The sequence below is a fragment of the Labrys sp. ALF-8 genome (genome assembly GCF_059699065.1).
The window spans coordinates 632,755-645,982 of sequence record NZ_AP048538.1; the positions used below are offsets into that span (position 1 = coordinate 632,755).

General features: G+C 64.7%; 13 protein-coding genes. 6 read left to right on the forward strand and 7 right to left on the reverse strand.

The features are described from left to right. Positions 1-146: 146 nt before the first annotated feature. The 5 genes from AC6H34_RS22760 (at position 147) to AC6H34_RS22780 (ending at position 5,026) form a co-directional block, all read left to right on the forward strand. Positions 147-1,070 carry a carbohydrate ABC transporter permease gene (locus tag AC6H34_RS22760; protein ID WP_497540313.1) on the forward strand — a complete coding sequence of 308 codons (924 nt, stop codon included), beginning with the start codon at positions 147-149 and terminating at the stop codon, positions 1,068-1,070. 2 nt (positions 1,071-1,072) lie between these two features. Then, on the forward strand, positions 1,073-1,912 hold the full coding sequence (locus AC6H34_RS22765) for a carbohydrate ABC transporter permease (RefSeq protein WP_497541261.1): 840 nt from the start codon (positions 1,073-1,075) through the stop codon (positions 1,910-1,912). Between the two features lie 11 nt (positions 1,913-1,923). After that, positions 1,924-2,994 (forward strand): ABC transporter ATP-binding protein, encoded by a 1,071-nt coding sequence (locus tag AC6H34_RS22770; protein WP_497540314.1) that lies wholly within the window; start codon positions 1,924-1,926, stop codon positions 2,992-2,994. Between the two features lie 438 nt (positions 2,995-3,432). Further along, on the forward strand, positions 3,433-4,635 hold the full coding sequence (locus AC6H34_RS22775; protein WP_497540315.1) for an MFS transporter: 1,203 nt from the start codon (positions 3,433-3,435) through the stop codon (positions 4,633-4,635). Positions 4,636-4,672: 37 nt separating this feature from the next. Next, a complete protein-coding gene (locus tag AC6H34_RS22780; RefSeq protein WP_448147239.1) occupies positions 4,673-5,026 on the forward strand; it encodes an ArsC family reductase in 354 nt (117 codons plus the stop codon). A 64-nt stretch (positions 5,027-5,090) separates the two neighbouring features. Here AC6H34_RS22780 and AC6H34_RS22785 read toward each other — a convergent pair whose 3' ends face one another. The 4 genes from AC6H34_RS22785 to AC6H34_RS22800 form a co-directional block, all read right to left on the reverse strand. Next, a complete protein-coding gene (locus AC6H34_RS22785) occupies positions 5,091-5,444 on the reverse strand; it encodes a DUF1428 domain-containing protein (protein WP_448147240.1) in 354 nt (117 codons plus the stop codon). Positions 5,445-5,542: 98 nt separating this feature from the next. After that, a complete protein-coding gene (locus tag AC6H34_RS22790) occupies positions 5,543-6,043 on the reverse strand; it encodes a peptide deformylase (RefSeq protein ID WP_497540316.1) in 501 nt (166 codons plus the stop codon). A 53-nt stretch (positions 6,044-6,096) separates the two neighbouring features. After that, positions 6,097-6,531 (reverse strand): Cu(I)-responsive transcriptional regulator, encoded by a 435-nt coding sequence (gene cueR / locus AC6H34_RS22795; protein WP_497540317.1) that lies wholly within the window; start codon positions 6,529-6,531, stop codon positions 6,097-6,099. Between the two features lie 12 nt (positions 6,532-6,543). After that, on the reverse strand, positions 6,544-8,922 hold the full coding sequence (locus AC6H34_RS22800; RefSeq protein ID WP_497541262.1) for a heavy metal translocating P-type ATPase: 2,379 nt from the start codon (positions 8,920-8,922) through the stop codon (positions 6,544-6,546). Positions 8,923-9,139: 217 nt separating this feature from the next. Here AC6H34_RS22800 and AC6H34_RS22805 point away from each other — a divergent pair, with 217 nt between their 5' ends. Beyond that, positions 9,140-9,343 carry a heavy-metal-associated domain-containing protein gene (locus AC6H34_RS22805; protein WP_497540318.1) on the forward strand — a complete coding sequence of 68 codons (204 nt, stop codon included), beginning with the start codon at positions 9,140-9,142 and terminating at the stop codon, positions 9,341-9,343. Between the two features lie 11 nt (positions 9,344-9,354). Here the strand turns inward: AC6H34_RS22805 and AC6H34_RS22810 are convergent, their stop codons facing one another. Genes AC6H34_RS22810 through AC6H34_RS22820 form a run of 3 tightly spaced genes read right to left on the reverse strand, consistent with a single transcriptional unit; the run spans position 9,355 to position 13,197 of the window. After that, on the reverse strand, positions 9,355-10,353 hold the full coding sequence (locus AC6H34_RS22810) for an NAD(P)H-quinone oxidoreductase (protein WP_497540319.1): 999 nt from the start codon (positions 10,351-10,353) through the stop codon (positions 9,355-9,357). Between the two features lie 38 nt (positions 10,354-10,391). Further along, complete coding sequence (locus AC6H34_RS22815) at positions 10,392-11,090, reverse strand: SOS response-associated peptidase (RefSeq protein ID WP_448147245.1); 699 nt, start codon at positions 11,088-11,090, stop codon at positions 10,392-10,394. A 34-nt stretch (positions 11,091-11,124) separates the two neighbouring features. Beyond that, positions 11,125-13,197: an ATP-dependent helicase gene (locus AC6H34_RS22820; protein WP_497540320.1), complete on the reverse strand. Its 2,073-nt coding sequence runs from the start codon at positions 13,195-13,197 to the stop codon at positions 11,125-11,127. Positions 13,198-13,228: the final 31 nt, after the last annotated feature.

Sequence of the window (13,228 nt, forward strand, 5' to 3'; positions counted from 1 at the left end):
TCGCGGAAGCAACTTCAGGAGCAAGACACGCGAAGATCGGACGCCGAACCCTCTCCATCAACGGGAGGGTTCGGGGTGACGTGTCGTTGCTCCCCCCTGCATTGGGCTTCATGCCCTCAATCCACCCATTCTCGATCGGAAACGGAATGGCACTGGCAGATACGACCATCCAGACCCGGCGACGCAGTCGCGGGCTCTGGCTGGCACTCGAACCCTGGCTCTACGCCGCACCCTCGGTCATCCTGATCGCCGCGATCATGCTCGTGCCGCTCGCCATCGGCATGTCCTATGCCTTCAGGGACATACAGCTCCTGAAGCCGTTCGGCGGCGGGTATGTCGGGCTCGAACATTTCAAGGATATGTGGGCCGACGCCAATTTCTGGAACGCCCTGAAGAACACCGTCCTGTGGACGGCGATCTCGGTCATCCTTCAATTCGTCCTCGGCCTCATCCTGGCGCTGCTGCTGAACCGGCCCTTCCCGGGACGCGGCCTCGTGCAGGCGCTGGTCTTCCTGCCCTGGGCGGTGCCGAGCTTCCTCTCGGGCCTCAACTGGGCCTGGATGTTCAATCCCATCGTAGGCCCGGTGCCGCACTGGCTGTCTGGCCTCGGCCTGATGTCGACGCCCGACAATATCCTTTCCAGTCCCGATCACGCCATCTGGGGACCGATCGTCGCCAATGTCTGGTGGGGCTTTCCCTTTTTCGCCATCACGCTTCTCGCCGCGCTCCAGTCCATACCCCAGGACATTTATGAGGCTGCCGAAATCGACGGAGCGGGCCCGATCAAGCGATTCTGGTCCATCACCGTACCGTTCCTGGCGCCCACCATCGCCATCACCGTGCTGTTACGCGCGGTCTGGATTGCCAATTCCGCCGACCTGATCGTGGTCATGACACGCGGCGGTCCGGCCGACTCGACCCAGATCATCGCCAGCTACATCTACACGCAGGCCTATATGCGCCTCGACTTCGGCTACGCGTCCGCCATATCGCTGGTGCTGCTGGTCCTGCTCCTCTTCTACGCAGCCACCCTGATCGTGCTGCGCCAGATGCTGATCAGGAGGGCATGACGATGCGCCGCTCCACCCGCCGCTCCATCTACTGGACCTTCCATTACATCCTGATCGCGGCCTTCCTCGTCTTCGCGCTCTTCCCACTCTACTGGGTGTTCAAGGTCTCCGTCACGCCCAACGACCTGCTCTACACGGAGGGCGTGAAGCTCTGGCCTTCGCGCTTCAGCTTCGATCACTACGTTTCGGTGATCAAGGCTACCGACTTCCCGCTCTACTTCCGCAACAGCATGATCATCTCCACCTGCACGGCGCTGTTCACCACGCTCGTGGCAGCGGGCGCGGGATATAGCTTCTCGCGCTTCGTCTATCGCGGCAAGTTCTGGCTCGTAGGCCTGATGCTGGTCACGCAGATGTTCCCGCTGGTGATGATCATCGCCCCGATCTTCAAGCTGTTCCAGCCGCTCGGGCTCAACAACAGCCTTACCGGCCTGATCATCATCTACACGACCTACAACGTGCCCTTCGCCGCCTTCCTGATGCAATCCTTCTTCGACGGCATCCCGAAGGACCTGGAGGAGGCGGCCATGATCGACGGCGCGACGCGCTTCGGCGCCGTGCGCCAGATCATCCTGCCGCTCACCATGCCCGGCATCGCGGCGACGCTCGGCTTCGTGTTCACGGCGGCGTGGAGCGAACTGCTCTTCGCCCTGATGCTCAACACCAAGGACAACGTCATCACCTTCCCCGTCGGCCTCCTGAACTTCGTCTCGAAATTCGCGGTCGACTTCGGGCAGATGATGGCCGCCGGCGTGCTGGCGCTCATCCCCGTCTGTATCTTCTTCTTCCTGATCCAGCGCTATCTGGTCCAGGGACTCACGGCCGGCGCCGTGAAGGGCTGAAAGGAAACGCGATGGCCAATATCGACATCCGCGACGTTCGCAAGAACTATGGCGCCGTGCCTATCCTCAAGGGCATCGATCTCTCGATCCGCTCGGGCGAATTCGTGGTGCTGGTCGGACCCTCGGGCTGCGGCAAGTCCACGCTGCTGCGCCTGATCGCCGGCCTTGAAGACACCTCCCAGGGCCAGATCCTCATTGACGGCACCACCGTCAACGACCTTCCACCCAAGGACCGCGACATCGCCATGGTGTTCCAGTCCTACGCGCTGTACCCGCATATGAGCGTGCGCGACAACATGAGCTACGCTCTGAAGCTGCGGAAGAAAACGGCGGATTTCATCGCCGGCGCCGTCAACAAGGCCGGCACCAAGCTGGGCCTCGACGCGCTGCAGGAGCGCAAGCCACGGCAGCTCTCCGGCGGCCAACGCCAGCGCGTCGCGATGGGCCGCGCCATCGTGCGCAACCCCAAGGCCTTCCTGTTCGACGAACCGCTCTCCAATCTCGATGCCCGCCTGCGCGAACAGATGCGCTTCGAGATCCGCAAGCTCCATCGCGATCTCAACGCCACCTCGGTCTACGTCACGCACGACCAGATCGAGGCGATGACGATGGCAGACCGTATCGTCGCGATGCATGGCGGCGTGATCCAGCAGGTGGGCGCGCCGCTGGAACTCTATGACGATCCGGCCAACATGTTCGTGGCCGGCTTCATCGGCTCGCCCGCCATGAACTTCCTGAATGCCGATGCCGCGCCGGTCTCCGGTTCAGATGGCCAGATCGTGAAGGTGGGCGACACCGAGGTCGCCACCATCCCGGGCCGCGGCCTGCCGCCGAAAGTTGTGGTCGGCATCCGCCCCGAGCGCGTGCAGCTCTCGGCGGAGGGCAGCGTCCCGGCCCGGGTCGACCTCGTCGAGCCGACGGGGCTGGGCACGGTTGCTCATCTTCAGATTGGGGGACAGGACCTGAAGCTCTTCACCACCGACCGGCCGCAGATGAGCGCTGGCGAGATGGTGAAGCTGAGGCTTGCGCCGGGCGACCTGCGCCTGTTCGATCCCGACACGGGGGCACGGATCAGGATCTAGAGCCTACGGCGGCAGGATCCGTCACCAGGACCGCCGCTCCCGGCCGAGCTTCTCGGGGCGAAGCGAGAGGGGCAGGGGGAAGGGAACCCTTGGAACAAGGGTTCCGGCGGCCCTTGGATTTCCTGTCCGCACCTTCGCTTTCCAGGGATACAGCCGCTAACCGCCGGTGTGATTTTGCATTGGGGAAGCGTTGCCTCGCTTTGCGAGCATGCTGGGATGAGCGTCGGCCTATCCAGGGAACCGGATGGTCGCACACTCATGCTTGTGCCGGACAAGGAAGGGCAGGGAGCGGTTTGAGACAGCCGGATCGGCAGGCCGCCGCAGGACCGTCATGCGAACAAGTGACTGGCCAAGCCGCCGCTTCCCGTGACACAACATCCCCCAACACTTTTCAAGGTGGGGACGCAGCCCCGCGTCTCTCATTTCCCCAAGGTTTTCATGTCCGACATTGCCTCGTCCGGCGCCGCCGCCGCTCCCGATACGCCCGGCTGGGTTACGCTGCTGATGGCGGTGGCCTGCGGCATGATTGCAGCCAATCTCTATTATGCGCAGCCGCTGATCGGCCTGATCAGCCATGACCTCGGCATGTCGCCGGGTGCCGCCGGGCTGATCGTGACGATGACGCAGGTCGGCTACGGCACGGGCCTCCTCTTCCTCGTGCCGCTCGGCGATCTCATCGAGAACCGCAAGCTCATCGTCAGCGTGCTGTCCATCGCCGTGCTGGCGTTGATCGGTGCGCTACTCGCCCGCAACGATGCACAATTTCTCGCTTCAGCGTTGTTCATCGGCATCGGCTCCGTCGCCATCCAGATCATCGTGCCCTTCGCAGCCTACCTCGCGCCTGCAGAGCAGCGCGGGCGGGTGGTCGGCAACGTGATGAGCGGGCTCATGGTCGGCATCATGCTGGCGCGGCCGGTGTCCAGCCTGATCACGGATTTCTCCTCCTGGCACGTGGTCTTCATCCTCTCCATCGCGATGATGGTGGCGCTCGGCCTCGTACTGCTGCGCGCCTTGCCCCGGCGCCAGCCTCCGCCAGGGCCAAGCTATGGCGGCCTCATCGCCTCCATGGCGATGCTGGTGCGCACCACGCCGATCCTGCGACGCCGTGCCCTCTACCAGGCCGGCATGTTCGGCGCCTTCAGCCTTTTCTGGACGACATCGCCGCTCTGGCTCGCGAGTCCGGCCTTCGGCATGAGCCAGTCCGGCATAGCCCTGGTCGCGCTGGCGGGCGCGGCGGGCGCCGTGGCCGCGCCGATCGCCGGGCGCATCGCCGACCACGGCTGGAGCCGGCCGGCTTCCGCCATCGCCATGTCGCTGGGTGCGGTCGCCTTCCTGCTCACCCATCTCGCCGAGCCCGGCTCCACCCTGTCGCTCGGCCTGCTGATCACCGCGGCCATCGTCCTGGACTTCGGCGTCTCTGCCAATCTGGTGCTCGGGCAGCGCCTGATCTACGCCCTCGGCGACGAATACCGCAGCCGTCTCAATGGGCTCTACATGGCCACATTCTTCTGCGGAGGCGCCATCGGTTCCGCGCTGGGCGGCTGGGCCTTCGCTCAGGGCGGCTGGAATGCAGCTTCCTGGATCGGCTTCAGCCTGCCGGTGCTTGCCTTGCTGTTCTTCGCGACGGAAAAGCGTGGGTGAGCAAGTGCGGGATTCGCACCGACGGCAGGATTGAACGATGACGATCACCATCTACGGCATCAAGAATTGCGACACCATGAAGAAGGCCCGGACCTGGCTGGGAGACCACGGTGTCGGCTACGCCTTCCACGACTACAAGGCAGAGGGCATCGACCGCGATCACTTGCTGGCGTGGAGCGCGAGGGTGGGCTGGGAGGTGCTGCTCAACAAGGCGGGCACCACTTTCAGGGCGCTTCCTGACGCCGACAAGCAAGGACTCGACGAGGCCAAGGCCATCGCGCTGATGGCGGCGCAACCCTCGATGATCAAGCGTCCTGTGCTGGATCTGGGCGACGGCAGGCTGCTGGTGGGCTTCAAGCCAGACATCTACGCGGGCGCCCTGAAGGGCTGAGGCGTAGAAGCTGCCGGCTCCAGGCATTCCCAGCCTCGCGGAGAAGACCTGGAAGCGAGTACGCCTACATTTCCATCAAGGTCGTGAAGCCGCCATAGATCATCCGCTTGCCGTCGAAGGGCGTATTGGTCATGCTGTCCTTGAGCCTTGGATCGGCCATCACCTTGGCATTGATCGCGTCGCGAGCCTCGCGCGAGGAATAGGTGATCCAGGAGAACACCACCACCTCGTCGTCTTTCGCCTGGACGGAGCGCGGGAAAGAGGTGAGTTCGCCGAAGGGGACGTCGTCGCCGACGCATTCGACATAGGTCAGCGCGCCGTGCTCCTTCCAGACCTTGCCGGCCAGGCGCGCCATATCCTCGTAAGCTTTCAGGTTCTGCCTGGGGACCGCAACCACGAAACCGTCGACATAGGCCATATCGCTTCCTCCTGTTTCAGTCTTCCGAAGGACGAACGTGCGGGAGGCTAGCCGACATTCGGGGCGAAATCTTTGACGCAAGGAGAGGTTACGCAACTTTAACGTGCAGCGCTCTGCTTTTCGAAGCGCCTGATCGCGCGTTCCCGCTTGAGGCGGGAGAGGCGCTGGACCCAGAAAATGCCCTCCAACTGGTCGATCTCGTGCTGGAGGCAGACGGCGAGCAGCCCGCCGGCCTCCTCGACCTGCACGTCGCCGTCCTTGTCCTGGTAGGTGACACGTACCCGTGCCGGGCGAGTGAGGGTCTCCGTCACGCCAGGCATGGAGACGCTGCCTTCGACATGGTCCTGCGTTTCATCGGAGAACCAAACGACACGCGGGTTGGCGTAAAGCCTGACCTGCCCTTCCCCCGGCAGATCCAGCACAGTCAGCCGCGCGAGGATCCCCAGATGCGGGGCCGTGATCCCGATACCGGGCGCGGCGCGCATGGTGTCGAGAAGGTCTGCGGCGAGGGCCTCCAGCGGTGCCCCGAATTGGGTGACGGGTTCAGCGGCAAGACGCAGGCGAGGGTCCGGGAAACGGAGAATCGGTCGAATAGGCATTGGAGCAGGTTTGGCCTGACGCGGCGAATTGCCAAGCGGAATCGAGGCCACCTTCATCCGGCCCTGCGTGTTTTCGCAGGCTTGGGCGACGCGGCCTCCAGTCCCTGGGACAGGTCTTCCAGGATCGGACAATCGGGACGGCCGTCACCGTGGCAGTGATGCACGAGATGGCGCAGCGTCTTCGCCATGCCCTCGATTTCCCGCATCTTGCGCTCCAGTTCGGTGATATGGGCGAGGGCCAGGCGCTTCACGTCGGCACTGGCCCGGCTGCGGTCGCTCCACAAGGCCAGCAGAGTTTCCATCTGCTCCACGGAAAAGCCGAGATCCCGGGCGCGCCGGATGAAGCGCAGGGCGTGGATATCGGTCTCGCTATAGACACGATAGCCGGCCTGCGTGCGCGCGACATTCGTCACGAGGCCGATCGATTCATAGTAGCGGATCATCTTGGCCGAGACGCCGGATGCCGTGGCTGCTTCGCCGATGTTCATGGTGATCTCCTTTCAGGCCGCGGCAGGCCGGAAGCGTCGCAACCTAAGAGCATTGGTGACGACGAAGACACTGGAAAGCGCCATGGCTCCTGCCGCCAGCATGGGCGAGAGCAAGGTGCCGTTGAGCGGATAGAGAATGCCGGCGGCTACCGGGATCAGCGCCACATTGTAGGCGAAAGCCCAGAACAGGTTCTGTCCGATATTGCGCATGGTGGCCCTGGACAGTCCAATAGCCTTCACGACGCCGAGGGGATCGCCCGACATCAGCACGACGTCGGCACTCTCGATGGCGATGTCGGTGCCGGTACCGATGGCGATGCCGGCGTCCGCGCAGGCGAGGGCCGGGGCATCGTTGATGCCGTCTCCGACGAAGGCCACCTTGCGGCCGCCCGCAGAGAGACGCTTCACGGCTTCCGCCTTGCCGTCCGGCAGTATCTCCGCCTCGACGAGATCGATTTCCAAGGTCCGCGCGATTGCCTCGGCCGTCCGGCGATTGTCGCCGGTGATCATCGCGATGGCCAGACCGGAAGCCTTGAGTGCGCTGACGGTCGCCTTGGCCGTGGGCTTGATGGGATCGGCGATGCCGATCAAGGCTGCGATCCGGCCGTCGATAGCGGCGAGAAGGGGCGTACGCGCTGCCGCGCCGAGGGTGGCTGCGTCTGCTGCAAGCGGCATGCTGTCGATACCGAGTTCGGTCATCCAGCGTTGTGACCCTACGACGACATGCCGTCCTTCCACGTCGGCCGCGACGCCGCGGCCGGGCGCTGCCTCGAAACTGGTGGCGGCGGGCAGGGGGAGGCCGCTCTCCTTCGCCGCCCTGACGATGGCGGTCGCGACGGGATGTTCCGAGCGCGCCTCGACAGCCGCGACGAGCGTGAGCACCTCGTTCCTGTCGAACCCCGGAACCATATCGAAATCCGTCACTGCCGGGGCGCCGGCCGTGAGCGTTCCCGTCTTGTCGAACGCCACGATGCCGACATCGCGCAGGCTCTGGAGGGCATCCCCGCGACGGAACAGCACGCCGAGTTCCGCAGCACGGCCCGTGCCGACCATGATCGAGGTCGGCGTTGCCAGGCCCATGGCGCAGGGACAAGCGATGATGAGCACGGCAACGGCGTTGACGAGGGCGAAGCTCAGGGCAGGGCTGGGGCCGAGTAGCAGCCAGGCGATGAAGGTCAATGATGCTGCCGCGATGACGGCCGGCACGAACCAGGCGGTAATGCTGTCGACCAGGGCCTGGACGGGCAGCTTTGCGCCCTGGGCGGCCTCGACCATGCGGATGATCTGCGCCAGGAGCGTGCGTGAACCGACCTTGGTGGCACGAAAGGTCAGACTGCCGGTCTTGTTGATGGTGCCGCCGATGACATCAGACCCGACAGTCTTGGCGACGGGAGCGGGTTCGCCTGAGATCATCGCTTCGTCCACGAAGGAGGAGCCTTCGATGACTTCGCCGTCGACGGCGATCTTCTCGCCCGGACGCACCCGGATGACGTCGCCGGCCTTCAGGTCGGAGAGAAGCACTTCGGCTTCCAGGCCTTCACGCAGGCGCAGCGCGGTCCGGGCCTGCAGGCCGGCGAGCTTGCGGATGGCTTCGCTGGTTTCACCCTTGGCGCGTGCCTCGAGATAGCGACCGAGCAGGATCAGCGTGATGATCACGCCGGCGGCTTCGTAGTAGACGTTGGCGGCGCCGGCGGGCAGAAGATCGGGAAGGAAGGTCGCGACCACCGAGAAGAGCCAGGCCGCGCCCGCGCCAAGGGCCACGAGGGCGTTCATGTCGGGCGCACCGCGCAGCAGGGCGGGAACTCCATTGCGAAGGAAGCGTCTGCCCGGCCCGAACAGGACGAGACTGATGAGAACGAATTGGGCGTACCAGTTCCACTTGCCGAACGTCATCGTTACCTGATGGTGGAAGGCAGGTACGAGGTGCGAGCCCATTTCCACCAGGAAGACGGGAAGGGTGAGGGTTGCGGCGAGGACGAGGTCGCGGCGCAGGGCCGAGAACTCCGCCGCGCGAGCCCCGCGCTCGGGATCATCGGCGCGCTCTTCGGTCTCGACGAGGTGAGCCTCGTAGCCGGCCTTGGCAATGGCGGCGAGAACGGGGGGCAAATCGGGCGTGTTGTTGAAATCGACCTGTGCGCGCTCGGTCGCCAGGTTGACGGAGGCCTTCGCGACGCCTGGCGCACCGGCAATGGCCTTCTCGACCCTGCGCACGCAGGAGGCGCAGGTCATGCCGTCGATGGCGATTTCATAGGTGGAAGACATGGCAATCCCTTTCCGGGTGTTGCTCATGTAGGTAATCCTTCCCATGATGGGAAGGTCAAGGGGTATGTCGTTGGCGTATGCCGGCGCTTCGGCAGGCCGGCGCGGAACGGCTGTGGCGACCCTCTCAATCTGCGTGGAGCCTGGCTCCGGCCAATCTCGAAGGAACCGGCCAACCGTCGCGACAAGGGAGAGCGGCACGGTTTCCTGGGCTGCTCAGGCTGGTCGGGCAGCGCGGAAGCCGAGCTCCACCGATTTCTTGGCCATTCTCCGCCGACTATCGCACCGGAGAGCTTGACCTTCCAATGATGGGAAGCCTTAGAAGTCCACCATCTCAAGGAGAGTTTCGATGATCACCCTGAAAATTCCCGACATGAGCTGCGGCCATTGCATCAAGACGATCGACGGCGCGGTGAAGTCCGTCGATCCCGAGGCCACGATCGATGCCGATCTCTCGGCTCACGTCGTAACCGTAGAGAGCGGAGCCGACGAGGCGCTCCTGCGCCAGGCCATTGCCAATGCCGGCTACGACAACGAGAAGGTGGCGGCCTGAAGGCCGGGCCCTCACACCGTCAGGACGATCTTGCCGATATGGCTGCTCGTCTCCATGAGGGCGTGGGCCTGCGAGGCCTTCGCCAGCGGGAAGGTGTCGTGGATCAGCGGCCGGCAGTGACCGGAGGTGAGCAGGGGCCAGACCTTTTCTTCCAGGTCGCGTGCGATCGCGGCCTTTGCTTCCACCGTCTGGGGCCGCAGCGTGGAGCCCGTATGGGTAAGCCGCTTGGTCATAAGGCGCGTGAAGTCGATCTCGACCTTCGATCCCTCCAGGAAGGCGATGCTCACGATGCGCCCATCTATCGCCGCGACGTCGTAGTTCCGGGTGATGTAGGGGCCGCCGACCATGTCGAGAATGACATTCGGCCCGTGCCCTCCCGTTGCTTCCCTGACGCCGGAAGTCCAGTCGCCGGCCTTGTAGTCGATGGCGGCATCGGCTCCCAACTTGAGGCAAGCCTCGCATTTCTCACGCGAGCCGGCGGTAACGATCACGGTTGCGCCGAAAGCCTTGCCCAGCATGATCGCCGTGGTGCCAATTCCCGATGAGCCACCATGGACGAGCAGAGTCTCGCCCGATCGGAGGCCGCCGCGCTGGAACACGTTGTGCCAGACGGTGAAGAAGGTTTCAGGCAGCGCCGCGGCATGGATCGCATCGAGTCCTTCGGGAATCGGCAGCGTGTGGGTGGCGTCGGTGCGCACATACTGCGCATAGCCGCCGCCAGGCGTGAGGGCGCAGACCTTGTCGCCCACCTTCCAGCGCGTCACCGCGGCTCCGATCGCGGCGACCTCTCCCGCCACTTCCAGTCCGGGCAGGTCCGAAGCGCCCTTTGGCGGGGGATAGGCGCCGGCGCGCTGGAAGACGTCCGGACGATTGACGCCCGCCGCCGCGACCTTGATCAGGATTTCGGTGTCGCCGAAGCGGGGAAGGGGACGCTGCTCGGGGACCAGAACTTCCGGTCCACCCGGCGTGCTGATGGCGATCGCGATCATGGAAGAGGGAAGCGAGGGCATTGGGTGCTCCTTTGTCCGGCCGGATGACGCCTGTTTCCCTAAACGGGCACGGCGATCCCGGCGTCATTGTTGGCAACGTTATTCACCCGGGTGGAGATCGGCCACATTTCCATCTCGTCCGGCGGATAGGGCACCATCACGTCGAAGGGGTCGGGCTCGATGTTGTCGAGCCAGCGGGCGAAGTTATCCGGCGCGACGATCACGGGCATGCGATCGTGGATCCGAGCCACCAGCTCATTGGCCTCGCATGTCACGATGGCGAAACTGCGCGTGATCACCCCGGTCTCCCTGTCCGTCCAACTCTCCCACACACCGGCCACCGCATAGGGCAGGCGATTCTTCATGGCGATGGCGTAAGGTTGCTTCGGACCTTTCAGCGCCTTGCCGCCGTCATCCTTGACGCGCATCCATTCGAAGAAAAGGTCGATGGGCACGAGGCAGCGCCGGGAGCGATAGGCGTCACGGAAAGATGGCCTCGACTGGATGCCTTCACAGCGGGCGTTGATGGGTTTGGGCCAGTTGCCGGGGTCCTTCACCCAATTGGGGACGAGGCCCCACTGCAGGAGGTCGTGCACGCGGCGCCCGGTCCGCGGCTCCCTCCTGACGACCCAGAACGATTGCGCGGGCGCTCCATTGTTGTGAGCCTCCCATGCCCGGACGATCTCCTCCGAGGTGGCGCCGAGCTCCGAATGGAGGCCCGGCAGATCCGGGCCCTGTTGCATGATGCGTCCACACATGATGGCCGGACCATGCCACGGCCGCCGCCTTGCCTCAACGCCACATGCCGCGCATCCGGTCGCGAAGGTCCACCGGCTTGTGGATGGAATTCGTCCGCGACGCACCTGCGGCGGCCTTCGGCCACATGACCTGCTCGAAATGCTGGAGAATCGTGGGTGGAATGAAGCGAGTACGGCCGGCATAGACGTGCCGGTCGCCCTGCGCATGCTGGCCGTGGGTGAAGAAGCGCTGTGGCGTGATGAGATGCAGGCTGTCCCGCGCCCTCGTCATGGCGACATAGAGCAGGCGGCGCTCCTCCTCGAGCTCGTTCTTCGAACCGGCGGCGATGTCGGCCGGCAGGCAGCCATCGACGGTGTTGAGCACGAAGACGGATTTCCACTCCTGACCCTTGGCGGAATGTATGGTGGAGAGAATGAGGTAATCCTCGTCGCGCGAGGGGGGGCCTGCCTCGTCACTGGTGGCGCTTGGGGGATCGAGTGTCAGTTCCGTCAGGAAGCGCTCGCGCGAGGCATAGCCGGCGGCGATCTGTTCGAGTTGAAGGAGGTCGGCACGCCTCACGAGCGCATCTTCGTGCATGCGGTCGAGATGAGGCTCGTACCAGCGGCGCACGGCTTCCATCTCACCCGGCCAATCGCTTCGGCCGGCACGCAGGGACTGGACCATCGCCACGAAGGACGGCCAGTCCTCGCCCGCGCGGGGAGGGGCCGGCAAGGCCGCGATGTCGTCGGCATCGGCCGCATCGAGGACGCGGGCTGCGCCGCTCGGCCCCACGCCCGGCAGCAATTGGAGTACGCGAAAGCCGGCAACGCGGTCACGCGGGTTCTGTGCCCAGCGGAGCACGGCGAGCATGTCCTTGACGTGGGCGGCATCGAGGAATTTGAGCCCGCCAAACTTGACGAAGGGGATGTTGCGCCGCACGAGTTCCACCTCGAGCGGTCCCGAGTGATGCGACGTGCGGAACAGCACGGCCTGCTGCTTCAGCGTCATGCCCTCCTCGCGGTTCTCGAGAATGCGGGTGGCGACGAAATCGGCCTGCGCCGTCTCGTCCCTGACCGTCACCAGTTGCGGCTTTTCGGCGGATTCGCGGTCGGTCCACAAATTCTTGGTGAAGCGCTCGCTGGCGAGGTCGATCACCGCATTGGCGGCCGAAAGGATGGGCTGGGTCGAGCGGTAGTTGCGATCGAGCGTGACGATCTCAGCCCGCGGCGAAAACTGCTCCGGAAAGTCCAGGATGTTGCGCACGGTGGCGGCCCGGAAGGAATAGATCGACTGGGCGTCGTCCCCCACCACCGTCAGGCCGGAGCCATCGGGCTTGAGCGCCAGCAGGATGGAGGATTGCAGGCGGTTGGTGTCCTGGTATTCGTCCACCAGGATATGGTCGAAGCGCGACGAAATATCCGCGGCGATCATCGGCTCGGCCACCATGTGGGACCACCAGAGCAACAGGTCGTCATAGTCGAGCACATTGTTCTGGAGCTTGGCCTCGACATAGGCAGCGAACAGCACACGCAGATCCGCCGCGCAATCGAGGCACCAGGGAAAGGCTTCCTTCAACACGCCCTCCAGCTCCTCCTGCGCGTTGACCACGCGAGAATAGATGGCGAGGCACGTGCCCTTGGTGGGAAAGCGATTCTCCTTCTTCGAAAAGCCGAGCTCATGCCGCACGAGGTTCATCAGATCCGCGGAATCCTCCCGGTCGTGGATGGTAAAGGAGGGATCGAGGCCGATCTGGAAGGCATGTTCGCGCAGGAGCCTGGCACCGATGGCGTGAAAGGTGCCGGCCCAGGCCAGCCCCTCGCTCAGCGTCGAGCCCTTCGCCCCGAGGACGCTGGTGGCGATGCGTTCGACCCGGCGCGTCATGTCATCGGCGGCCCGCCGCGAGAAGGTCAGCAGCAGCATGCGCCGGGGGTCGGCGCCCTCGGCGATCAGATGGGCGACGCGATGGGCGAGGGTGTTGGTCTTGCCCGAGCCTGCACCGGCGATGATCAGGAGCGGGCCGGCCACCCTGCCATTGCCGAATTCGACCGCGCGGCGCTGGCCCTCGTTGAGCTTGGCGAGATAGTCCACCGGTTCGGCGGTTTTGACGGCGGCTGCGTGGACGTTCATAGCCGGACCTCATGCGGACGGGAGGAGCGCC